Origin of the sequence: Paraburkholderia fungorum, assembly GCF_902833645.1 — a bacterium.
Taxonomy (GTDB): Bacteria; Pseudomonadota; Gammaproteobacteria; order Burkholderiales; family Burkholderiaceae; genus Paraburkholderia; species Paraburkholderia fungorum.
Genome location: NZ_CADFGE010000017.1, coordinates 156285 through 180139, shown reverse-complemented (window position 1 = coordinate 180139; position 23855 = coordinate 156285). Strand labels below are relative to the sequence as shown.

The following is a 23855-nucleotide window of genomic DNA, read 5'->3' as shown; positions in this document are numbered from 1 at the left end:
CGACGGCAAAGTGTGTGGCGGCGTAAATGCAGCACGCGTGCAGCACGCGCGGATTTGCCCGGGAATGATCGCTAGTGGCTGACCGGATACGACGGATCACGCTCGCAAACCGGCTATGGCGACGACAGCGAAGGCGAAATCGGGTCGGGCAAACGAGTTAAATTACCCGATCGAGCGCAAAAAGACAAGCCAAAATGGCCGTCGAATGCTCCGTATTTTCGGCTGGAAAGGCGTATCCGGCGCGCTTTTGCGCCCTTTTTGCTCCCGTCCCCGGAGATTCACCGGATTGATAAGCCGCCCGTCCGACTGGCCGGTCAGGCGATCAGCAAGTCGTCGCGCCAGATGATCCTGATGCGCGCCTCCATCGCATCGACCTGTGCGGGCAACGCTGCGCGGTTCAGGCCGAGTAAGGGCACGAACAGCAGGTCGCCCCCCACGTAAAGCAGCGGCACGTCGCGCTTCCATGCGGGAATGCCCCGCTCCTGGAACAGATTTTTCAGCGTTCGGCTTGGGGCGCCTCGCGCAGCGCTGGTACGCATCCGTTCGCCGCCGACGCGCGAGCGCGCACTCAGCAATGCCCGGCGCAGAACGCTGACAGGAAGCGTATCGGGATCGTTCGGCGCCGGGTCGGCAGGGTCACCGGTTTCTCCATCGGCCCCATCAGAAACCGCGCCGGGCCCCGCTCCCAGATTCGCCTCGACCGCGGCGAACACAAACGTGCCCCGCCATTGAGGCAATCGCCACACCGCTTCGCCGTGCCATGCAAGTTCGCTGATTGCACGCGCGGCGAGCGCGGTTTCGTCGGCGAGATCGCGGCTATCGCCCGCCTCCCAATAGACGAGGCCGCGATAACTGCGCAACGCCTGCCCCGCATGATCGATACGCAGACTATGGCCCTCGCCTGCCGCTCCGACTTCGCGCAACTGGCGCAACGCGTCGGTAAGACGCGCGGTCGATGCGGCAACGAGACCCCTGGTACGCATCCAGTAGCGCAGCAGATTGAGCGCACGATCGTCGTCGAGAGCGAGCAGCGCGTCATGCGATAACGCGTGGCCCTCATCGCGCCCCGCCGCATCCAGATCGACGCGCGCGAGCTCGTCGAGCAGACGTTGCGCCGATGCCGCATGGGCCGCGGTGCGCGCGAGGGCGTCGCGAAAACCAGGAAAATGGACGGCCAGCGCCGGCGTCACCTCGTTGCGCAATGCGTTGCGCGCGTAACGGGTGTCGGCGTTCGACTCGTCGTCGATCCAGCGCAGCGCGCGGACGCTTGCATACTGTTCGAGCTGGACACGCAGCAGATGCAGCAAAGGTCTCACGCGCACCGCGGCGGCACCGGCCGGCAAGTATTCGGGCGCCATCGCGGCAAGGCCCGCGAGGCCCGCGCCGCGCAGCAACTGCAACAGCACCGTCTCCGCCTGATCGTCTGCGTGTTGCGCGAGCCAGAGCATATGAACGGCGTGTGTTGCGCACATCGCGTCCAGCGCGCGATAACGCGCATCGCGCGCCGCCGCCTCGACACTCACCCCCGCATCACGCGGCACCTCGACGCGCTGCGCGGCGAACTCGACGCCACGTTCACGCGCGAATGCTTCGCAGTGCGCGAGCCATTCGTCGGCGCGAGCACTCAGCCCATGATGCACATGCAACGCGACACAGCGCGACGCACCCGCGACCCGCACCGCCGCATCGAGCAGCACAGTCGAGTCGACGCCGCCACTGAACGCCACCGCAATGCGCGCATCGGCAGGCAGCGCGGACAGCGCCCCGCCGACCGCCTCGAGAACGAGGCGGTCGGCGGGGGAATCGGCGGTGGGAGTCACGTCGTTAGCGCGCGAAGCGCCGAAGGACGAAAGAAAACGCGCGCGGGTTCAAGCACCCGGCGTGGTTTCCTTGAATTTGCCGTACGCCATCAACCGTTCGAAACGGCGTTGACGCAGGTCGTTGATGCTCATGCCCTGGAACTGGCGCAGCGAATCGGCGAGCGCACGGCGCAACATGGCGGCCATGCCCTTCGGATCGCGGTGCGCGCCGCCGAGCGGCTCGTTGACGATCTTGTCGATCAGACCGAGCGCCTTCAGACGATGCGCGGTCAAGCCGAGCGCTTCCGCGGCTTCCGGCGCTTTCGCGGCGCTCTTCCACAGAATCGACGCGCAGCCTTCCGGCGAAATCACCGAATAGGTCGAGAACTGCAGCATCAGCACGCTGTCGCCGACGGCAATCGCGAGCGCGCCGCCCGAACCGCCTTCGCCGATAATCGTGGCGATCAGCGGCGTCTTCAATTCAGCCATCACGTACAGATTGCGGCCGATCGCTTCGGACTGGCCACGCTCTTCGGCGCCGATACCCGGGTACGCACCCGGTGTGTCGATGAACGTGAAAATGGGCAAACCGAACTTCTCGGCGAGGCGCATCAGGCGTTCGGCCTTGCGATAGCCTTCCGGACGCGGCATGCCGAAGTTGCGCAGCGCGCGCTCCTTGGTGTCGCGGCCCTTCTGATGGCCGATCACCATGCAGGCCTGGCCGTTGAAACGCGCGAGGCCACCGACGATCGACAGGTCGTCCGCATAGTTACGGTCGCCGTGCAGTTCGTGGAAATCGGTGAACAACTCGTTCACGTAATCGAACGTGTACGGGCGCTGGGGGTGTCGGGCGATTTGCGAAACCTGCCACGGGGTGAGGTTCGCGTACAGATCTTTGGTGAGCTGTTGGCTTTTCTTGGACAGCCGCTCGATCTCTTCCGAAATATCGACGGCCGAATCGTCCTGCACGAAGCGCAATTCTTCGATCTTCGCTTCGAGTTCAGCGATCGGCTGTTCGAAATCCAGAAAGGTGGTCTTCATTGGTTGTAATCCTTGGACTTACCGGCAGCGCGTATTCTAACCGCGCTCGCCGATGTCGAAACCGTCTCTCAACTATCAATTTTTAACAATTGATAGTTTTTGAAACGGCATGGCTTCTTGTTCTTCAGTAGTCGACCGTCAACGGATCGAGACTACGCCACATATACCAGGTGGCGACGGTACGCCACGGCTCCCAGTTTGCCGCAACCTCCCGCGCTTCGCTGCGCGTAACCGGCTCGCCGCTAAAGTAATTGACGCTGATTGCACGGATCAGACCGAGGTCGTCGAGCGGCAGCACATCCGGGCGCGACAGATTGAAGATCAGGAACATTTCCGCGGTCCAGCGGCCGATGCCGCGAATCTGCGTGAGTTCGGCGATCACCGCCTCGTCGTCCATCGAGGTCCACTTGCCGACGTGCAGCGCGCCCGACACGAAGTGCTGCGCGAGATCGAGCACGTATTCCGCCTTGCGCCTGGAAAGCCCGCACCCGGTCAGCTTGTCCTGACCGAGCTTGATGAACTGCTGCGGCACGAGCTTCGGGCACGCTGCCTCGACTTTCGCCCAGACCGCCTGCGCGGACGCCACCGAAATCTGCTGCCCGACCACCGAGCGCGCGAGCGTGACGAACGGGTCGCCCCGGCTCAGCAGGTGCACCGGGCCGAACTTCGGAATCAGCTTCTTCAGAATACGGTCGCGCTTGACGAGGTCCGCGCACGCCTTGTCCCAATACGCCGGGCGGCTGACTTCGGGCGTGAGGCCGCCGATCTGCACCGGCACCGCGACTTCTGCAGCACCCGCCGCTTCGCCGCCCGCACTCGATGACGCGCGCGTCTTGCGCACGACTTCGCCTTCGTGCCCTTCATGCGTAACGCGCTCGAGCGCCTGCACCTCGCCGGCGAGTTCGGCTGGCAACGCGCCATTGCTTTTTGCGCGCGGCGCTTTGGCCCGTTTTGAAGCACCCGCGGGTGCCGACGCACCGTTCAGCGCGCGCTTGACCGCAGGCTTCTTCGCGGCGCCTGCCGCGACACGTTTGCCCGTCTTCGCCGCCACGCCGGCGGCTTTCGACGATGCTTTCTTTACCGCGCCGCTGTCCGCACGAGCCGACGTTCGTGTCGACTTTGCTGCGGCTGCCGCGTTTGTTTGAGACGTGGCTCGTTTAGCCGGCGTCTTCGTGGCCGTTGCCATCCTGCCTCCTGCCTGGCGAGTCGATCAGAGGGAAGTACGAGGTGCGCTCACACGCGCCGCCACTCGGTCAACCCGCCGGGTTTGTCTTCAAGTGCAACGCCGGCTTCGAGCAATTCGGCCCGGATCCGGTCTGCTGCCGCATAGTCTTTCGCCTGCTTGGCTGCCACGCGCGCGGCGATCTTCGCTTCGATCGCGGCGGGCTCGAGCGCGCCTTGCGCAGCGGCGCCCGCAGCCTGTTGCAGGTAGGCACGCGGCTCCCGGCCGAGCAAGCCGAGCACTTGCGCAAGCAGGCGCAATTGGCGGGCCAGCGCGGGGTCGCGCGTGCGGTTCACTTCAGTTGCCAACTCGAACAACACCGACACTGCAACCGGCGTGTTGAAGTCGTCGTTCATTGCTGCCTGGAAACGTTGCGCATGCGCTTCGTTCCAGTCGAGCTCCGCGCTGTCCGGCGTGACGTCTTTCAGCGCGGTGTACAAACGTGCGAGCGCGTTGCGAGCGTCGTCGATATGCACGTCGCTGTAATTCAACGGCGAGCGGTAATGCGCACGCGCGATGAAAAAACGCACAACCTCGGCATCGTACTGCGCCAATACTTCGCGGATCGTAAAGAAGTTATTCAACGACTTCGACATCTTCTCATTGTCGATCTGCACGTAGCCGTTGTGCATCCAGTAATTGACGAAGGTTTGTCCGGTGGCAGCTTCGCTTTGTGCAATCTCGTTCTCATGGTGCGGAAACTGCAGATCCTGGCCGCCGCCATGAATGTCGAAATGCTCGCCGAGCAAGGTGCAGCCCATGGCCGAGCATTCGATATGCCAGCCTGGCCGGCCGCGCCCGTACTTCGATTCCCAGCCGGTGTCCGCCGGCTCCTCCGGCTTCGCCTGCTTCCACAGCACGAAGTCGAGCGGGTCCTGCTTGGCGTCGTTCGCCGCGACGCGCTCACCGGCGCGCAGATCCTCGAGCGACTTGCCCGACAGCTTGCCGTAGCCCGCGAACTTGCGCACCGCATAGTTCACGTCGCCGTCGGCCGCCTGATACGCGTAGCCGTTCGCCTCGAGCTTCTCGATCATGCCGAGCATCTGCGGAATGAAATCGGTGGCGCGCGGCTCCAGATCGGGCCGCTCGATGCCGAGCGCGTCCGCGTCTTCGTGCAAGGCCTTGATGAAGCGATCGGTCAGCGCCTTGATCGTCTCGCCGTTCTCGAGCGCGCGGCGGATGATCTTGTCGTCAATATCCGTGATATTGCGCACGTAGGTCACCTCGTAACCGAGCGTGCGCAACCACCGTTGCACGATGTCGAACACGACCATCACGCGCGCGTGACCGACATGGCAATAGTCGTATACGGTCATCCCGCAGACGTACATCCGTACGACGCCATCCTGCAGCGGCACGAAAGTTTGCTTGTCACGCGCGAGCGTGTTGTAGATGCGCAGTGATTCCATAGAGAACGGTGCGTTGGCCGAAAGAAATCCGCAATGTGTTTCGTGCTGTTTCGCGCATGAAGCGCCCCGCGGGAAGACAGCGGGTGCGTTCCTTAACGAAACAGGCAACAGCAGCAAACCGGTGCACCTGGTGCGGCGGTCAGGCTGCGGTCAAGGCGGAGACGACCACGAGTGGCGAAAAGACAGTTTGCGGTTCGACGGAACGCGCAGACCTTTTGTTAGAATGGGTCGGAGTATAACATCCAGACCTGAGCCTATGAAACCTTCCAGCGGCCGCGCGCGCAGCGCTGCGACCCTCGCCGCGACGGCATTCTGCGCCGTCGCCCTCACGGTCTTGCCGGCTGCTGCGGCGTACGCGCAGAAAGCCTCCACGCTGCCGCAAGGGCCCGCCGTGCGTGACAACACGCCGGAGATCGACGCGTCGATTACGCAGAAGAACTGGCAAACCGCGCTCACCCAGCTCGACGCGCGCATCGCCTCGAATCCGCGCGACGCGCAGGCAAAGTTCAAACGCGCCACGGTGCTGGCGCACCTGAATCGCGACGACGAAGCAATCGCCGCCTTCACCGAACTCACGCAACTGTATCCCGAGCTGCCCGAGCCGTATAACAACCTGGCGGCGCTCTATGCAAAGCACGGCCGTTACGCCGAAGCGCGCGCTGCGCTCGAAACGGCGACCAAGGTGAATCCGGGCTACGGTCTCGCCTATGAGAATCTCGGCGACCTGTATCTGCGCATGGCCAACGAAGCCTACCGCCGCGCGCAGAGCCTCGGCAAAGCCAGCGCCACAACCAGGCAACGTCTCGTGGACATCCAGAACGTCATTTCGCCGCCCAAGGGCAAAACACCGGCGAAGCAGGCCGCCGCGCCTGTCGAGGCCAGCGCCCCGCGCTCGAGCGCGGACATGACGCAAACGCCGAGCTTCCAGTACGGCGGCGCCAATGGCTCGTTTGCCATGCCGCCCTACATGGCGCCGTCGCAGTAACACGGTCATCGTTTTCGGCAACACGTTTTTTCCAACCCTGAGGACTTTCATGAAATGGTTGATGTTGGCGCTCGGCAGCGCCGCCCTGATCGCAAATGCCCCCGCCTTTGCCCAGTCCGGTTCGCAGGCCGCGCACCCGTCCGTCCTCTTCAAGACCACCGAAGGCGACATCCGTGTCGAGCTGTATCCCGAGAAGGCGCCGAAAGCCGTCGCCAACTTCCTCGACTACGTGAAATCCGGCCAGTACAGCGGCACGATCTTCCATCGCGTGATTCCCGGCTTCATGATTCAGGGCGGCGGTTATACGCAGAGCTTCGCTGAGAAGCCCACGCGCGCGCCGATTCCGCTCGAAAGCCGTAACGGTCTGAAGAACACCGTCGGCACGCTCGCGATGGCGCGCACCAGCGACCCGAATTCGGCCACCGCGCAGTTCTTCATCAACACCGTCGACAACGCCGGCCTCGACTATCCGAATCCGGACGGCAACGGCTACGCGGTATTCGGCAAGGTCACGAGCGGTATGGACGTCGTGAAGAAGATCGAAGGCACGCCCACCACCACGCGCGGCCCGATGAGCGACGTGCCGCAAAAGCCGATCGTGATCGAATCGGCCACGGTTGTCGGCAAGTAACCGAACACACCCGGATAAAGCAGAACAAAAGAGCAGCACCCGGCGCGCTGTACACGAAGTCAACGATAACTGATAACTCTACGCACCCGGCGCGGCCCGTCGTCATTGCATCTCACATGACGGGCGGCCACGCCTTTTACTCACTCCGATCATCAAAGGATTCCATCATGGTTGAACTGCACACGAACCACGGCGTCATCAAACTCGAACTGGACGCTGAAAAGGCACCGAAGTCGGTTGAGAACTTCCTCAACTACGTGAAGGCCGGCCACTACGACAACACGGTGTTCCACCGCGTGATCGACGGCTTCATGATCCAGGGCGGCGGTTTCGAACCCGGCATGAAACAGAAGCCGACGGCAGAGCCGATCACCAACGAAGCGAACAACGGTCTGAAGAACGTCAACGGCTCGATCGCGATGGCTCGTACGAACGACCCGCACTCGGCAACGGCGCAATTCTTCATCAACGTGAACGACAACGACTTCCTGAATCACTCGTCGCCGACGCCGCAAGGCTGGGGCTACGCCGTGTTCGGCAAGGTCGTCGAAGGCATGGACATCGTCGAGAAGATCAAGAAGGTCAAGACGGGTTCGAAGGGCTTTCATCAGGACGTGCCGGCCGACGACGTCGTGATCGAAAAAGCAGTGATCGTCGACTAAGCGTCGGATCAACGCTACCCCGTTCGAACTGAAATCAGGCACCTTCAATGCTGCAAGAAACGCCGCTGCGAAGCGTCGCCGCGGGCGTGCCTGGCGAGGGCAAACGCCCGCACGCCGCACGCCCGTTTTTTTTCCTCTCGGATATTCATCTGAGCGAGGCGATTCCGCGCACCGTCGCCGCGTTTGAACACTTCATACGCGTCACGGCCGAGCAGGCGGATTCGGTTTTCATTCTCGGCGATCTGTTCGAGTACTGGATCGGCGACGACATGCTGGTCGAGCCGTTTGCCGCGCGAATGGCAGCATTGCTGCACACGCTGTCGGAGCGCGGCATCGCGCTCTACATCATGCACGGCAATCGCGATTTTCTGCTCGGCAAGCGCTTCATGAAAGCAGCCGGCGCGATCTGGCTGCCCGACCCGTTCGTGATCACCGCATTCGGCACGCGCATCATCCTCGCGCACGGCGACGGCCTCTGCACAGCGGATCGCGGCTATCAAATTTTCCGAGGCCTCGCGCGCTGCCGTCTGGCGCAGATGCTGTTTCTCGCGTGGCCGTTTCGCTGGCGTCAGGCGCTGGCGGAAAACATGCGCTCGAAAAGTGAGCAAGGCCGCTCGCGGCCGATTTCGGCGAAATATGACGTGACGGCGAAGGCCGTCGCTGCGTTATTCAAGTCGTCGAAAACGGCCACGATGATTCACGGACACACGCACCGACCGGCGCGGCATCGCGAACCGGACGGCACGCGCTGGGTTTTGCCAGATTGGGATCTCGACCACGGCGAGCGCCGTGGCGGCTATCTGCGGATCGACGCGGAAGGAATTCGGGCGTTGCCGCTGGATTGATCTGGGCGCGCGGATGGGCCGGTAACCGTGCGCATGAGCATGTGCACGTCCATGATTCGCCGGTGCCTTGCGCGAGGCGTTCTCGTGCACCGGCCGAGAATTAGCGCGCCGCCACCCCGTCCGCTTTTCCCGCAATCGCGGCCGACAGGCGCCGCAAGTCGAGCAATGCCGCATCGGCGCCTTGCAGACCTTCCAGACTTGTTCCCAGCCGCTCCAGCGCGTCGACGATTTCGTCGATACGCTTCGATTGCGTGGCGGCGTGATCGATCAGGCCGTGAATCGCCAACGAAACCGGGTCGTCCGCATTCGGTGTGATGCCGTAGGCGCAGAATCCGCTGCTTTCAGACGCGCGTTTGACCTCGTGCGCTGCACCGCCGGACTGCGCACCGGACCCCGCCGCCGGAACAATGATCCGGGCCGGATTGCCCACCGCCGTGCCGCGTGCCGGCACGGGCTTCGTGACCACCGCATTCGAGCCGATCTTCGCGTCCGCGCCAATCGTGAAGCCGCCGAGCACCTTCGCGCCGGCGCCGACGATCACGCCGCGCTCGAGCGTCGGATGGCGCTTCGCACCCCGTGTGAGCGACGTACCACCGAGCGTCACGCCCTGATAGATCGTGCAGTCATCGCCTATTTGCGCGGTCTCGCCAATCACGACACCCATGCCGTGGTCGATGAACACACGGCGGCCAAGCGTCGCGCCCGGATGAATTTCGATGCCGGTCATGAAACGCGCCATCTGCGAGATGAAACGCGCGAGCCAGCGGCGCCTCGCCTGCCAGCATCCATGCGCGAGCCGGTGCAGCACGAGGGCGTGCAGACCCGGGTAACACGTGAGGACTTCCCATGCGCTGCGGGCGGCGGGATCGCGCTCGCGGATCGTGGCAATGTCTTCGCGAAGTCTCGTGAACATGGCAGGGACTGTGTCGTGGGGGAAAGGACCGCAGGCGTGAAACACCACGCATCGCGGAGGCTTGCCGCATAGCAGATCGGCAGCTTTGCTTAGAACGTTTTGAGCAATTGTAGGGCGATTGCGCGAAACCTGCCGGAAGCCCACGCTGCCGGCAAGGTCGTCGATTGCAGGGAGATCGGCGCACCGCCAGTGCGCGCCGCCCCGCGTCCTTCAAGAAGCGTCGCCGCCGGGCGTTCTGGTTTTCAGCAGTATATGCTTGGCGATGCCGCGCACGATGTTGACCTCCTCCCGCTCCAGACCGGAACGCGCGAATAGGCGCCGCAAACGCGACATCAGCTTTTTCGGATTGGCCGGATCGAGAAACTCGAGCGCAATCAGCGCACTTTCCAGATGCGCGTACATGCTTTCGATTTCGTCGCTCGCCGCCCGTGCGCCGAGCGCTTCGCCCTGTCCCGAGGACGCCTGCCCCGCGCACGCCTGAGCCGCGGCGGCCGGCGCGGATGTTGCGTCGCCGGCAGACAGATACGCCGTGCGCAACTCATACGCCAGCACCTGCACCGCCTGCGCAAGATTGAGCGAACTGTAGGCCGGATTGGCCGGAATATGCGCGAGCGCGCTGCAACGCTCGACGTCCTCATTCGACAAACCCGTGCGCTCGTTGCCGAACACCAGTGCGATCTCGCCATGCACAGCCTGCTCGCGCGCGGCGCCGGCCGCGGCACGCGGCGTCCATTGCGGCGGCCCGTATTCGCGCAACCGCGCGGTCAGCGCGATCGACCAATGCACGCCGCTCAACGCGTCGGTAAGCGTGGGCACGACGTGCGCGGATGCCAGCACGTCGTCGGCGCCGCTCGCCATGGCGATGGCTTCCGGATCGCTTTGCACGTGCGGCACGCGGGGCGACACCAGCACAAGGCGTGAAAAACCCATGGTTTTCAGCGCGCGAGCCGCCGCGCCGACGTTGCCGGGATGGCTGGGCTCGACGAGCACGAAGCGCGTCGACGTAAAACCGCCGCGCAGGTCCGCCACGGCGGGATCGGAGGAATGGTGGGTGTGGTCCACGATGAAACTCGGCAGGCTAAAGAACGCGTATGGTAGCGCCAACCCCGCGCCGGCTCCGAATTGCGCATGAATTGCGCATGAATTGGCGCATGCCGGCCGCACAAAACGTGTGCCCATCTTTGCCAATCGCCAGTCATACCGGCTGCCGGACAGCAAGCGCTGCCGCGGCGGCCGGACTCAGGTAAAATACCGGGATTCGCGTCCGGCTTTGGTCTGTAAAAAGTCCGGCGCCTCGTTCTTATTCAATTCGTCTCCGTCGGCGGAATCCGCACCGATCCTTTACCGGACGTGCGTTCCGTGCTGTTTCCGCGCCCCTTGATGGCGCTCAGTCAGCGCTCATCCCGCGCTCATTTACCGGCAAGCAGCCGTGCTGCCCCGGCACAAGGATCCAGTCTCATGCATCCCATGCTCAATATCGCTGTGAAGGCCGCGCGCCGCGCAGCCCAGATCATCAACCGCGCGTCGCTCGACCTCGATCTCATCCAGGTCAGCAAGAAACAGCACAACGATTTCGTCACGGAGGTCGACAAAGCGTCTGAAGCGGCGATCATCGATACGCTCAAGACCGCCTACCCCGATCACGCCATTCTCGCCGAAGAATCCGGCAAGTCGCAGAACGAGTCCGAATATCAGTGGATCATCGATCCGCTCGACGGCACCACCAATTTCATCCACGGTTTCCCGTACTACTGCGTGTCGATCGCGCTCGCGCATAAGGGCATCGTGACGCAGTCGGTGGTCTACGATCCGACCCGCAATGACCTGTTCACCGCCTCGCGCGGCCGCGGCGCGTTCCTGAACGACCGCCGCATCCGTGTCGCCAAGCGCGACCGTCTCGCCGACGGCCTGATCGGCACCGGTTTTCCGTTCCGCGAAACCGACGGCCTCGAAGCGTACGGCCGCCAGTTTGCCGAAATGACGGAAGCCTGCGCCGGCCTGCGCCGTCCGGGCGCCGCCGCGCTCGATCTGGCCAACGTCGCCGCCGGCCGGATGGACGGCTTCTTTGAACAAGGCCTGAATCCGTGGGACGTCGCCGCGGGCAGCCTGCTGATCACGGAAGCCGGCGGTCTGGTCGGCAATTACACGGGCGACTCGGATTTCCTGCACGTCGGTGAAATCGTTGCGGGCAATCCGAAGGTCTATGCGCAGATGATCCCGATCCTGTCGCGCTACAGCCGCACGCGTCAGCAATCGGCTTAAGGTTTCTGGCCTGGAGCCTCCGGACAGGCGCTCAAGCCTGCTATCCGGGCGACTCTGCATCGGCTTGAGCAACACAAGAAAGCGGCTTCGGCCGCTTTTTCGTTGGCGCGCCTGCATCCCGCGAGCGTTCGTGCTACAAAGCGGAAGGCCGCGCCGGCATGCTCGATTCGCCGGCTGCGTTTCGCGCGTCTTTCACAGCGCCCTGCTTCGCGTCACATTTGCGCGCAGCTTCGAACCCGCTTCATGAAAAAAGGCTTCTACACAATTATCGCGGCGCAGTTTATTTCGTCGCTCGCGGACAATGCCCTGCTGATCGCCGCCATCGCCTTGCTATCGGTGATCCGCTCGGCCGCCTGGGTCACGCCGCTGCTGCAGATTTTCTTCACCGTCTCCTACGTGCTGCTTGCGCCCTTCGTCGGCGCATTCGCCGACGCGCTGCAAAAGCGGCACGTGATGTTCGTCTCCAACGCGCTCAAGGCAAGCGGCTGTCTGATGATGATCGCCGGCGTTCATCCGATGATCGCGTACGGCGTGGTCGGTTTTGGCGCGGCCGCATACTCGCCAGCCAAATACGGCATTCTCACCGAACTGCTTCCCGCGGAAAAACTCGTCAAGGCAAACGCCTGGCTCGAATCGGCCACCGTGCTGTCGACCATTGTCGGCACGATGGTCGGCGGCGCGCTGATCAGCACACTCGCCGATAAATTCGTCGCCCACGCGCATTTGCCGCTGATCCGCTCCTCCGCCGATCTGGCCATGTTCGCGGTAATGCTCACGTATGCCGTCGCGGCCGGGATCAACATCTTCATTCCCGACACCGGCGCGCGCTATCCGAACCGTTTGACCGAACCGAAGAAACTGGTCGGCGATTTCTATCACTGCTTCAACGTGCTGTGGGCCGACAAGCTCGCGCAGATTGCGCTGTGGGTCACGACGCTGATGTGGGGCGGCGCGGTCACGCTGCAATTGCTGGTGCTGAAATGGGCGAATGTGAACCTCGGTTTGTCGCTCTCGAAAGCCGCCGTGATGCAAGGCGTCACGGGCCTGGGCATCGCCGTCGGCGCGGCGGCTGCCGCCGCGCTAATTCCGTTGCGCCGTTCGCTGCGGGTGCTGCCGATCGGCATCCTCACGGGCGCGGTAGCGATCGCCATGGCGTTCTACAACAAGGACCTGTTTCCGGCGGGCGCCGGCATTCGCCTCGGCTCATACGTCCTGCCGTTCTATATCCTGTTCGCCTATCCCTTGATGATTCTGCTCGGCGCGCTGTCCGGATTTTTCATCGTGCCGATGAACGCTATTCTCCAGCACCGTGGCGCGACCCTGCTCTCCGCCGGTCATTCGATCGCGGTGCAGAATTTCAACCAGAATCTGGCCGTGCTGCTGATGCTCGGCGCCTACGCGATCCTGCTCACCGCGAAGATGCCGGCGCAATGGATCATCGTCGTGTTCGGCAGCTTCATCACGTTCATGATGTGGCTCGCAAAACGGCGCAGTGCCGTGAATGAGCGCACAGTGGATATGCGGGCGCTGGTGGAAGAATGACGGCATGGCAAGCGTCACACGACAGGTGCGAGTATGGACGTGCCGGCATGCGAACAGTATGGCGGATTGGCCGTCCGGCCAGGGTCCGCTCGCCGCGCCGGCGGGTTAAACTCACGCCCTGAACAGCTAACGCAAAAAGACACCAAGGATGGGTATTCAAACCGCAGCGGCCAATGACGTCGCACAACACACGCCCATGATGCAGCAGTATCTACGCATCAAGGCGGATCATCCGGGCACGCTGGTGTTCTACCGGATGGGCGACTTCTATGAACTCTTTTTCGAAGATGCGGAAAAAGCCGCGCGTCTGCTCGATTTAACACTTACGCAGCGTGGTGCGTCGGCAGGCAACCCGATCAAGATGGCGGGCGTGCCGCATCATGCGGTCGAACAGTATCTGGCCAAGCTGGTGAAGCTCGGCGAATCCGTCGCGATTTGCGAGCAGATCGGCGATCCGGCTACGTCGAAAGGGCCTGTCGAGCGCAAAGTCGTACGCGTAGTCACGCCGGGCACGCTGACGGACGCAGCCCTTCTGTCCGACAAGAGCGATGTCTATCTGATGGCGCTGTGCGTCGCGCATAACCGGCGCGGCGTCGCGACGAGCGTCGGGCTCGCGTGGCTGAATCTGGCGAGCGGCGCATTGCGCCTCGCCGAAGTTGCTCCCGATCAGGTGGCAGCCGCGCTCGAACGGATTCGTCCCGCGGAAATTCTGGTGGCCGATACGTCGGCCGATTCCGCGAGCTGGACGCCGCCCGTCAACGCCGGCGCCCTCACCCGCGTGCCGGTCTGGCACTTCGATATCGCCTCGGGCACGCAACGCCTGTGCGATCAACTGGAAGTGGCCGGCCTCGACGGCTTCGGCGCGCATTCGCTGACCGCCGCATGCGGAGCGGCAGGCGCGCTGCTGCTGTATGCGGCGGCCACGCAAGGCCAGCAACTGCGCCACGTGCGCAGCCTGAAGGTCGAGTACGAGTCCGAATATATCGGCCTCGACCCCGCCACGCGCCGCAATCTTGAACTCACGGAAACGCTGCGCGGCACCGAATCGCCCACGCTGTGCTCGCTGCTCGACACCTGCTGTACGACGATGGGCAGCCGTCTGCTGCGTCACTGGCTGCACCATCCGCCGCGTGAAGCCGCCGTGGCGCAAGCACGTCAGCAGGCCATCGGCGCATTGCTCGACGCGCCGCTGGCGGCAAGCGTCGACACGCTGCGCGGCGCGTTGCGGCAGATTTCCGACATCGAGCGGATTACCGGGCGTCTGGCACTGCTATCCGCGCGGCCTCGCGATCTGTCGAGCCTGCGCGATACGTTTATCGCCTTGCCCGAACTGCGCACGCAACTCGCGGCCGTTTCGTCCAATGCAGATTCGCTGGCGCGTATCGACGCGTCGCTGGAACCGCCGCAAGCGTGCGTCGAACTCCTCAGGCGCGCGGTCGCGCAGGAGCCATCCGCCATGGTGCGCGACGGCGGCGTGATCGCGCGCGGCTACGATGCGGAACTCGATGAACTGCGAGATATTTCGGAGAACTGCGGGCAGTTCCTGATCGACCTCGAAACACGCGAACGGGCGCGCACCGGCATCGGCAATCTGCGCGTCGAGTACAACAAGGTGCACGGCTTCTATATCGAAGTCACACGCGGCCAGACCGACAAGGTGCCGGACGACTACCGCCGCCGTCAGACGCTGAAAAACGCCGAGCGTTACATCACGCCGGAACTGAAAACGTTCGAAGACAAGGCGCTCTCCGCACAGGAACGCGCGCTGGCCCGGGAACGCTCGCTGTACGACGCGTTGCTGCAAGCGCTGCTGCCTTTTATCCCGGACTGCCAGCGGGTTGCCGCAGCACTCGCCGAACTCGATCTGCTGGCTGCATTCGCTGAACGCGCCCGCGCACTCGATTGGGTCGCACCGACGTTTTCGCCGGACACCGGCATCGAAATCGAGCAGGGCCGGCATCCGGTTGTCGAGGCCCAGGTCGAGCAGTTCATCGCCAACGACTGCACGCTCACCCCCGAGCGCAAACTGCTGCTGATCACCGGCCCGAACATGGGCGGTAAATCGACCTTCATGCGGCAGACCGCGCTGATCGCCTTGCTGGCGTACGTGGGCAGCTATGTGCCGGCACGGCGCGCGTCATTCGGCCCGATCGATCGCATTTTCACGCGCATCGGCGCGGCGGACGATCTGGCCGGCGGCCGTTCCACCTTCATGGTGGAAATGACCGAAGCGGCGGCGATCCTGAACGACGCGACGCCGCAAAGTCTCGTGCTGATGGACGAAATCGGGCGCGGCACATCGACATTCGACGGCCTTGCGCTAGCCTGGGCCATCGCGCGGCACCTGCTCTCGCACAACGGCTGTCATACGCTGTTCGCCACGCACTACTTCGAGTTGACGCAGTTGCCCGCCGAGTTTCCACACGCGGCCAATGTGCATCTGTCGGCGGTCGAGCATGGGCACGGTATCGTGTTCCTGCATGCGGTCAATGAAGGTCCGGCGAATCAGAGCTACGGTTTACAGGTCGCGCAGCTGGCCGGCGTGCCAAACGCGGTGATCCGCGCGGCCCGCAAGCATCTCGCGCATCTCGAGCAGCAGTCCGCGGCGCAACCCGCGCCGCAACTCGATCTGTTCGCGGCGCCTGTGCCCATGCTCCTTGAAGACGCCGAAGACGAACGCGGCGCGAAGCCGGCAGCAGCGATATCGCCGGCCATGCAGGCACTCGCCGAGCGCCTGCGCGCCATTGATCCGAACGATCTGCGGCCGCGCGAAGCGCTCGACCTGCTGTACGAACTGCACGAGCTGGCCACCGCGCCGGATGCAGATCATTGACGCACACAGGCCCTCGCAGCGCCCGCGCAAACTTTGCGCGGCGCTGAGCCTCGTCCTCACGCGCAGCCTTGCGTCGCTCGCGTGTCTGGGTTCGCTACTGGCGCTCACCCCGCTCGCCCACGCCGAAACGTCGCGCTATGTGTTCGCGGTCATCGCCAGCACGATGCAAAGTCCCGCGGACGAGGCGCCCACGCAACGCCTGATCGACGCGATCAGCCGCGAACGCAACATTTCGTTCATTGTCTACGACGGCAATCTGAGGGGTACGAAAGAAGCCTGCCGGGATGCGCTATACGAACGCCGCCATGCGCTGCTTGAAACATCGCGGCCCGCCCTCTTCTTCATTCCGGGCCAGCATGACTGGACCGACTGCGGCACGGCCGAGGCCGGCGGCTTTGACCCGGTCGAGCGGCTCGATCAGTTGCGCCAGACCCTGTTCACCGACCCCACGTCGATGGGTCAAAGCCCGATTGCATTGACGCGCGAAAGCGAGGTATCGCGCTTTCGTCCGTTTCGGGAAAACGTGCGCTGGCAAGTCGGCGACACCGTCTTCGTCGGCCTCAACGTGCCGGGTCCGAATAATCACTACCTGACCGCGGGCGGCCGCAACGGCGAGTTCGAAGACCGCGTGATCGCCAATGCATTCTGGCTCGAGCACGCCGGTGAATATGCCAAGCGCCGCGACGCCCGCGCGATTGTCGTCTTTATTCAGGGTGACCCCGATCCCGAGCGCTACGAACGGCCTGACCGTTTCGCGTGGCTGCGCTTTGCGCGCAACACGCGCCGCGACGGTTTTCTGGAATTCAAACGCAGCCTTGTCAAACTCGCGCAGATTTTTCGCGGCCCGGTGCTGCTGATTCATTGCGATGACGAACGCGCGAGCGGCGGCTTCGTGATCGATCAGCCGCTACGCAATGACAAGGGGATGCTGGTGACGAATCTCACGCGTGTCGCGATCGCGCCGCATGATCGTCTTAACCAGTGGATTCAGATTGATGCGGATCTCGGCAAGAAACCGCCGTTCCGCGTGAGTGTGCGCGATGTGCCGAGGCAAATGCCAATGCCCACCACGCCGTCCCTGCCGCAGCGCGACGAGCCGGCCGCTTCAATGCCGGCAGTGCCTGCGTTAGGCCCGGCTTCCGAGTTGCCGCCCATGTTGCCGACACCTGGGCAACCTCAACCGCTCCAGCAGCAACCCGACCAGCCGCAATCCAAACCGGCGGACGACGGCAGCGGCGAGTATGGACAATACGGCCCGTATGGACCCGCGATGTCCGGGCCGCCCGCTTCAGCCGTGTTGCCGCACGCACCGGTTGCGCCCTCAGGCGCTCCCGGGCTGCCCGCAAGCTCAGTGCAGCGTGGGCCCTGACTTTTCGTCATCGGCTTCGTCGTCATCGTCATCGAGGACTTCGAGGCCGTCGGCGCCATGCGCGTGTTCGTGCGTGATTTCGTCTTCGGTAGCCGGACGCACGTCCTTGACGGTCAGTGCGAAACGCAGCGCCATGCCGGCAAGCGGATGGTTGCCGTCGAGCACGACTTTGTCTTCTGCCACGTCGGTCACCACGTAGACGAGCGAATCGAGATCCTCATCGCCTTCTTCCGGCGTGCCTTCGAATTGCATGCCGACTTCAAGCGGTTCCGGGAAGCGATCGCGCGGCTCGATCTTCACGAGATCAGGGTCGTACTCACCGAACGCGTCTTGTGGCTCGAGCTGGATCTGGGTCTCGAAGCCGGCCTCGTGGCCGTCGAGCTCTTCCTCGATCTTGGGGAACGTGCCATCATAGCCGCCGTGCAGATAGACCATCGGCTCGTCGCTTTCTTCAATCAGATTGCCCTGCGCATCCGACAGCTTGTAAGCGACCGACACGACGGTGTTCTTTGCGATTTTCATTCGATTCTCCAGAATACAACTTACATTATACGATGCCCAAGCGGCCCACTGACCACCCGGCCGACGCAGCTTCGGCACGGAAATCTTCGCCGGCTTCGAAGCCGGTGCTCCCCAGCCTGCCGCCGTCGCCCGACACGCCCACGCCCTTGCTCGGCAATCTGACACCGTCGCAATTCATGCGCCGATATTGGCAGAAAAAGCCCTTGCTGATCCGCCAGGCGATTCCGAACGTGGAAGCGCCGCTGTCACGCGACGAGTTTTTCGAGCTGGCTGATCGGGACGAGGTCGAAGCCCGGCTGATCACGCACTTTCGCAACAAGTGGCAAATGGAGCACGGTCCGTTCGCGCCCGATGAACTGCCCTCGGTAAAGCAGCGCGCCTGGACCTTGCTCGTGCAAGGCGTGGACCTGTACGACGATCGCGCGCGGGCCTTGCTCGACCGTTTCCGCTTCGTGCCGGACGCCCGTCTGGACGACCTGATGATTTCGTATGCGAGCGATGGCGGCGGCGTGGGCCCCCATTTCGATTCCTACGATGTGTTTCTTTTGCAAGTAAAAGGTAAGCGCCGGTGGCGCATCAGCGCACAGAAAGATCTGACGCTGCAGGGGGGTTTGCCTTTGAAAGTTTTACAGCATTTCGAGCCGGAACAGGAATGGCTGCTCGAACCGGGCGACATGTTGTACCTGCCGCCGCATATCGCTCATGACGGTGTCGCCGAAGGCGAGTGCATGACCTGCTCGATCGGTTTTCGCGCCCCGTCGGCGGGCGAGCTGACCGCGCAGTTCCTCTACCATCTGGCCGAGCGCGGCGAGTCGGCGCCGCGCCCCGCCGCGCTCTATCGCGACCCCCAGCAACCGGCGGTCGACCGCCCGGCAGAACTGCCCGCAGCATTGATCGAACGGGTTGGCGCAATCCTTGCTGGAGTCAAATGGAATGAGCAGGACATTGCGTCGTTCCTTGGCACATATCTCAGCGAACCGAAGCCGAGCGTCGTGTTTGATCCGCCGCAACGACCGCTCAACGTAGCGCGTTTCATTGGTCAGGCATCGAAGTCCGGGATCCGGCTCGACCGCAAGACTAATTTGTTGTACAACCGCCGTTTTTTCTTCGTAAATGGAGAGGAAATGCCGTTCGATGGCGCGAAAAAATGGCTGTTTGACCTCGCGGACCATCGGTGTATGAGTGCGAAACGCTTTGTAACACTCTCACACGATTCGTCGGTGACAGCACTACTACACGAGTGGTATTGTGCGGGCTGGATACAAGTGGGCGAGCTTGCGTAACTCTGCCCGCGTGTTATACCGTACTGTGAAATTTTGTATGAGAAAGACAACGTATTGACCCCGGATTTATGGATTGTCAGTACGAAAGTGCATATAATTTCCGCCCAAGCCGTAGGGAAGATTCTAGCTCGTCAAAAGAGCGTCTCCACCAGCGGCCCAGGTCGGTGTTGGAGCACATTACCGGTATTATTTTGCGCTGTTGCTTACCTTTAACCATAAAAGGACGTGATCATGAAGAAATCCCTCCTCGTAGCATCCCTGTTGGCAGCTGTGGCACTGGCTGCATGCAACAAGAGCAACGATCAAGCCGCTGCCCCGGCTAGCGACGCAGCTGCTGCTTCGGCACCGGCTGCTGCAGCTTCGGATTCGGCTGCTGCTGCATCGGGTGCGGCTGCTGCTGCGAGCGACGCTGCTGCTTCGGCTTCGGCCGCTGCTTCGGACGCAGGCGCTGCTGCTTCGGCTGCTGCTCCGGCTTCGGGCGCAAGCCAGTAAGCTGTCGCATAGGGTTCGCCTTCGGGCGGAAACTGCTCCAGGAAATCATCTTGATTTCCTGGGCAGTAAAGCGAAACGCCACGGATTCACATCCGTGGCGTTTTGTCATTTAAAAGCCGCTTTTTACAACGGCATTCACTTAATCACCTATTGAGCGGGCATTGCCTTCTCTTCGAAGAATTCGCGCACGACTTCGATCTCACGCGTGCGCTTGAATGGCGGCAGGCTCTGCCATATACGGCGCCCATACGGCTTGTCGACCAGACGCGTGTCGCAGATCATCAGCACACCGCGATCGGTCTCAGCGCGAATCAGACGGCCTGCGCCCTGCTTCAGCGTAATGACGGCCTGCGGCAGTTGATGGACCGCAAACGGGCTCAGGCCTTTCTTCGTCAGCGCATCCAGGCGCGCCGACAGCACCGGATCATCAGGCGGCGCAAACGGCAGCTTGTCGATCACGACCAGCGAGAGCGCATCGCCGCGCACATCCACGCCTTCCCAGAAGCTCTGACTACCCACCAGGATCGCATTGCCATAGGTACGGAAGCGGTCCAGCAACTCGGTGCGGCTCGCGTCGCCCTGCACGAGCAGCGGGTAGTTCCAGCCGCGCGTTTCGATGACGTCGCGCAACTTGTTCGAAATGCGATCGACCGCGCGCAGTGTCGTGCACAGCATGAATACGCCACCGCCGGAGGCCTCGATCGCCGGCAAGGCGGCGTCGAACACGGCATCCGTAAACATCGGCGAGGAAGGCTGCGGCAAGTTGCGCGGCACGTACAGAAGCCCTTGCGTCGGATAGTCGAAGGGGCTTGGCAGCGTCATCGAACGTTTTGCGTTCAGGCCCATCTGCGCCGCATAGTGCGTGAAATCGCCCCGCACCGACAATGTCGCCGACGTGAAGATCCACGCGCGCGGCACACCGGCACGCTGCTTGGCGAAGATCGGCGCGACCGACAACGGCGTTTCGTGCAACTGCACCGTATGCGCGAAAACTTCGATCCAGCGCACCTTTTCATTCGGATCGGCAGGCTCGGCCCTGGCATCGCCCGCAGCGGCGTCAGCGGCTGCCCGTTCGGTCTCGGTGGGCGGCGTCGTCCAACCCGCCAGAACGCCTTGCAACTCGCGCGCGCGACGCAAACAGGCGCCGATCGATTCGGCGCGCTCGGCCTGGCTCGACAACGCGGAAGTCAATGCGTCGAGCTCGGTCTCAAGCGTTTCGAGCGCGGGAAATAACGGGTGATCGTCGGGTAGCTGACCGATCGACAAGCGTATCGAGTCTTCCTTGAACGCGAGCCGCACGTCACGCGCCGCGCGTTCGAGCGTCGAGCCAAGTTTGACCCAGTCGACCGACTCGCGCGCATGGCCCAGCCCCTCCGCTACGGAATCGCGCGCGAGCTCGAGAAACTGCGTGGTCGAAAGCGTTTCGCCGAAAAACAGCGTCGCGGTTTCCGGCAGTTGATGCGCTTCGTCGAAGATAACGGTGTTCGCCGTTGGCAGCAATTCGGCCATGCCGGTATCGCGCAACATGATGTCGGCGAAAAACAGATGGTGATTGACCACCACGATGTCGGCCTGTTGCGCCTCGCGGCGCGCCTGCATCACAAAGCACTCCTTGTAGTGCGGGCACTCCTGGCCGAGACAGTTTTCACGCGTGGACGTGACCATCGACCACACCGCCGCCGTTTCCGGCACGCTCGCGAGTTCGGCCTTGTCGCCGGTGCGCGTGATCTTGGCGAAACGAATGATGTCCTGCAGATACGAGGTTTCCTGGCGCGACGGCAAACGGCCGTTATCCGCCGTGCGCTGCAGGTAGTAATGGCACAGATAGTTCGCCCGCCCCTTGAGCATCGCCACCGAGACCGGCACGGCGAGTGCATCGCGCACAGTCGGAATGTCGCGCTGAAAGAGCTGATCCTGCAAATGCTTGGTGCCGGTGGAGACGATCACCTTGCCGCCCCACAACATGGCCGGCACGAGGTACGCATAGGTCTTGCCCGTGCCCGTACCTGCCTCCACGATCAGCGTGTTTTCGCTGCCGTCGAGTGCGTTCGATTCATCAGGTTCGGAGGCTTGCGCCGCCGCATCGGTGCCCGGCGCTTGCAGACGCCGCGCCGGACGCTTTTGCGCTTCGAACATCGCCGGTTCGGGCATGGCACGGCCCGACGCTTCCATGGCGGCCGCGACGGCGCGCGACATCTCGATCTGCGACGCTCGCGAGCGATAGCCGTCGATCTGACGGGCGAGCAAGCCGTTGTCGGCGAAGATATCGTCCAGTTCGGCGGCGCGGCGTGGATTCAACGACGCGGAGAGCGCGGACGCGGGAGGACGCGGCGCCGGCGCGCCGGCCACGGGGGCGTCGTCGGCCGCCGTGGCGTGTGGTGAAGTTTCAAGCGGTGAATTCAAGGCAAGCGTTTCCTGCAAAGTCCGGCGCGCGCGGCGCGACCCGGCGCCCGCCAGGCCACGAACTCAGGCGCGTGCGTCCGGTTCGAGCTGCAATTGCAGCAAGATGATGGTGTCCTTGACTTTGAGTTTGCGCTTTTTCAGGCGCTGCAACTCGAAGTCGTCGATGCCGGGCTCATCCGACATTCGGTCGATCAAGCGATCGAGCCCACTATGCTCCGATTCCAGTTGCAGGATACGGTCGCGAAGTGTGTCCGCGGTGATGACGTGATGTTGATCGCGCATGCTCGCCTCCTCTCGTAAGCGGCACGGGCTGCGTGGCGCCGCCCGATGCCTGAGGTTGCTGTCCGGCTTAAAACGCGTACGACTACCCTACCAGAACCCGCTACAGCCCATCTACTGTTGTTGCTGTTGCTGCTTCTGCTGTTCTTCAAGTTGCTGCTGCTGTTTCAACTGGTCCTGACGCTTCTGCTCGGCTTTCTCGGCCGCCTGCTTCTGGCGCGCTTCCACGTCGGCCTTGTGCTGCGCCGCATCGGCCTGCTTCTTCTCGAAGCTTTGCTGCTTCTCCACCCGCTCCTGCGCCTTTTGCGCGCCCTGCTGACGCGCCTGCTCGAGCTTACGCTGGAAATCGTCCTGCTTCTGCTCGTACGCCTGGGTGTTGGCAGCGGCTTGCGACGGACTGATGCCGCGCTGCGCCTGATCCAGCGCATGCTGTTGCTGTTTCTGCTGATACGCTTGAGCATTGGCGGCGCGTTGCGGCGCCTCGGCCGCGCGCTGCGCCTGATCGATCTGATGCTGGCGCTGCTTGTCTTCGTAGGCCTGTGCGTTGCGCGCTTCGTCGGCGGCGCGCTGCGGCGCGCCAGCTTCGTCCTGAGCGCGTTTGAGCGCTGCCTGCTCGTCACGCTCACGGGCGCGCTGGACACGCTGCTCGCCGTCGAGCGCGAGCTGCTCCTTGCGAATGTCGGCCTGCACCGAGCGCATACTGTCACGCGCCTTGCCCAGACAATAGTTCACGAAGAACTTGCTGTAGCAGTCGTGTTCGGCAACCGCGTAACGGTAGTTGTTTTCCTCGGTGCGCTGATCCAGCACTTTCTGCCGCGCGTCGAATTCGCTGTCAAGCGATGCCGCGCTATCAGCGTTGCCGGCACTATCCGCGTTGTCCACATTGTCCGCACTGCTCGCGCCCGCGCCGTTCGTGGCGCCCATTGCCTGCGTCGCGCTGGTTGCCCGCGCGCCCGAAGCGGCTGCCGGGGTCGCCGATTGTGCCGCGGCCGGCGCGGACACGGCTAGCGTTGCGGCGAGGAGGCACGAGGCGCACGAAGCAAAAAACATCCCATTGGACGGGAGCGTTGCTCCAGGCACGAACCGCGACGTCCACCCAGTCGACAGGAGCGACATCAACAACATAAGCGGCGAGCGCGCCAAACGCGGCGACGAAGAAAACGGCAATTGTGACAAGCGAGAGACCAAGCGGGAGCCCAGGCGGTTGAGGGACAAGGAGGTAGGCAACGTCGTAAATGGTCAACGGAACATGCCCGAAATTCTATCACCCTGCGGTTGAGCCCTTTGGCATTTATGGCAAAATGCCCCGCTCCAGCAACCTGGTCGCAGCGCGCACGCCCAGCGTGCACCGGCGTGTCCGACG

At 63.2% G+C, this 23855-nt stretch carries 20 protein-coding genes; 10 read left to right on the top strand and 10 right to left on the bottom strand.

Features of this window, described 5'->3' with window-relative positions; translation table 11 throughout:
* Positions 1–314 precede the first annotated feature (314 nt).
* From tilS to cysS, 4 genes are all read right to left on the bottom strand, one after another.
* Positions 315–1820, bottom strand: coding sequence for a tRNA lysidine(34) synthetase TilS (gene tilS, locus HWX91_RS36875; protein WP_028199561.1), 1506 nt, complete (start codon positions 1818–1820; stop codon positions 315–317).
* Positions 1821–1868: 48 nt separating this feature from the next.
* Complete coding sequence (locus HWX91_RS36870) at positions 1869–2840, bottom strand: acetyl-CoA carboxylase carboxyltransferase subunit alpha (RefSeq protein ID WP_028199560.1); 972 nt, start codon at positions 2838–2840, stop codon at positions 1869–1871.
* A gap of 124 nt (positions 2841–2964) precedes the next feature.
* Positions 2965–4026 (bottom strand): endonuclease III domain-containing protein, encoded by a 1062-nt coding sequence (locus HWX91_RS36865; RefSeq protein WP_028199559.1) that lies wholly within the window; start codon positions 4024–4026, stop codon positions 2965–2967.
* A 47-nt stretch (positions 4027–4073) separates the two neighbouring features.
* The gene (gene cysS, locus HWX91_RS36860) at positions 4074–5471 is read right to left on the bottom strand and encodes a cysteine--tRNA ligase (RefSeq protein WP_028199558.1); all 1398 of its coding nucleotides are present in this window, start codon (positions 5469–5471) and stop codon (positions 4074–4076) included.
* A 256-nt stretch (positions 5472–5727) separates the two neighbouring features.
* Between cysS and HWX91_RS36855 the strand changes: the two genes are divergently transcribed.
* From HWX91_RS36855 to HWX91_RS36840, 4 genes are all read left to right on the top strand, one after another.
* Positions 5728–6456: a tetratricopeptide repeat protein gene (locus tag HWX91_RS36855; protein ID WP_028199557.1), complete on the top strand. Its 729-nt coding sequence runs from the start codon at positions 5728–5730 to the stop codon at positions 6454–6456.
* Positions 6457–6505: 49 nt separating this feature from the next.
* Positions 6506–7087, top strand: a complete 582-nt coding sequence (locus tag HWX91_RS36850; protein ID WP_028199556.1) for a peptidylprolyl isomerase — start codon at positions 6506–6508, stop codon at positions 7085–7087.
* A gap of 167 nt (positions 7088–7254) precedes the next feature.
* On the top strand, positions 7255–7749 hold the full coding sequence (locus HWX91_RS36845) for a peptidylprolyl isomerase (protein ID WP_007181373.1): 495 nt from the start codon (positions 7255–7257) through the stop codon (positions 7747–7749).
* A 47-nt stretch (positions 7750–7796) separates the two neighbouring features.
* Positions 7797–8594 (top strand): UDP-2,3-diacylglucosamine diphosphatase, encoded by a 798-nt coding sequence (locus HWX91_RS36840; RefSeq protein ID WP_028199555.1) that lies wholly within the window; start codon positions 7797–7799, stop codon positions 8592–8594.
* Positions 8595–8694: 100 nt separating this feature from the next.
* Here HWX91_RS36840 and cysE read toward each other — a convergent pair whose 3' ends face one another.
* Both cysE and HWX91_RS36830 read right to left on the bottom strand, forming a co-directional pair.
* Positions 8695–9507, bottom strand: a complete 813-nt coding sequence (gene cysE / locus HWX91_RS36835) for a serine O-acetyltransferase (protein WP_028199554.1) — start codon at positions 9505–9507, stop codon at positions 8695–8697.
* A 210-nt stretch (positions 9508–9717) separates the two neighbouring features.
* Positions 9718–10569, bottom strand: coding sequence for an RNA methyltransferase (locus tag HWX91_RS36830; RefSeq protein ID WP_028199553.1), 852 nt, complete (start codon positions 10567–10569; stop codon positions 9718–9720).
* Between the two features lie 396 nt (positions 10570–10965).
* On the opposite strand from HWX91_RS36830, the gene HWX91_RS36825 reads away from it, so the two are divergent.
* The 4 genes from HWX91_RS36825 to HWX91_RS36810 all read left to right on the top strand — a co-directional run bounded on the left by HWX91_RS36825 (position 10966) and on the right by HWX91_RS36810 (position 17513).
* A complete protein-coding gene (locus tag HWX91_RS36825; protein WP_028199552.1) occupies positions 10966–11769 on the top strand; it encodes an inositol monophosphatase family protein in 804 nt (267 codons plus the stop codon).
* Between the two features lie 243 nt (positions 11770–12012).
* Positions 12013–13311 carry a lysophospholipid transporter LplT gene (gene lplT, locus HWX91_RS36820; protein ID WP_028199551.1) on the top strand — a complete coding sequence of 433 codons (1299 nt, stop codon included), beginning with the start codon at positions 12013–12015 and terminating at the stop codon, positions 13309–13311.
* Between the two features lie 148 nt (positions 13312–13459).
* Entirely contained in the window at positions 13460–16144 is a 2685-nt protein-coding gene (gene mutS, locus HWX91_RS36815) for a DNA mismatch repair protein MutS (RefSeq protein WP_028199550.1), read from the top strand.
* Complete coding sequence (locus HWX91_RS36810; protein WP_028199549.1) at positions 16131–17513, top strand: hypothetical protein; 1383 nt, start codon at positions 16131–16133, stop codon at positions 17511–17513. Before mutS ends, HWX91_RS36810 begins: the two co-directional genes overlap by 14 nt.
* Here HWX91_RS36810 and HWX91_RS36805 read toward each other — a convergent pair.
* Positions 17493–18035: an FKBP-type peptidyl-prolyl cis-trans isomerase gene (locus tag HWX91_RS36805; protein WP_028199548.1), complete on the bottom strand. Its 543-nt coding sequence runs from the start codon at positions 18033–18035 to the stop codon at positions 17493–17495. The genes HWX91_RS36810 and HWX91_RS36805 overlap by 21 nt on opposite strands.
* Positions 18036–18067: 32 nt before the next feature.
* On the opposite strand from HWX91_RS36805, the gene HWX91_RS36800 reads away from it, so the two are divergent.
* The gene (locus HWX91_RS36800; protein WP_028199547.1) at positions 18068–19318 is read left to right on the top strand and encodes a cupin domain-containing protein; all 1251 of its coding nucleotides are present in this window, start codon (positions 18068–18070) and stop codon (positions 19316–19318) included.
* A gap of 231 nt (positions 19319–19549) precedes the next feature.
* Positions 19550–19810: a hypothetical protein gene (locus HWX91_RS41010; RefSeq protein WP_081588221.1), complete on the top strand. Its 261-nt coding sequence runs from the start codon at positions 19550–19552 to the stop codon at positions 19808–19810.
* A 147-nt stretch (positions 19811–19957) separates the two neighbouring features.
* On the opposite strand, the gene yoaA is transcribed toward HWX91_RS41010, so the two are convergent.
* The 3 genes from yoaA to HWX91_RS36780 form a co-directional block, all read right to left on the bottom strand.
* Positions 19958–22213 carry a DNA repair helicase YoaA gene (yoaA, locus tag HWX91_RS36790; RefSeq protein WP_028199546.1) on the bottom strand — a complete coding sequence of 752 codons (2256 nt, stop codon included), beginning with the start codon at positions 22211–22213 and terminating at the stop codon, positions 19958–19960.
* A gap of 63 nt (positions 22214–22276) precedes the next feature.
* Positions 22277–22495, bottom strand: a complete 219-nt coding sequence (locus HWX91_RS36785) for a DUF465 domain-containing protein (RefSeq protein ID WP_028199545.1) — start codon at positions 22493–22495, stop codon at positions 22277–22279.
* A 111-nt stretch (positions 22496–22606) separates the two neighbouring features.
* On the bottom strand, positions 22607–23542 hold the full coding sequence (locus HWX91_RS36780; protein WP_028199544.1) for a hypothetical protein: 936 nt from the start codon (positions 23540–23542) through the stop codon (positions 22607–22609).
* Positions 23543–23855: the final 313 nt, after the last annotated feature.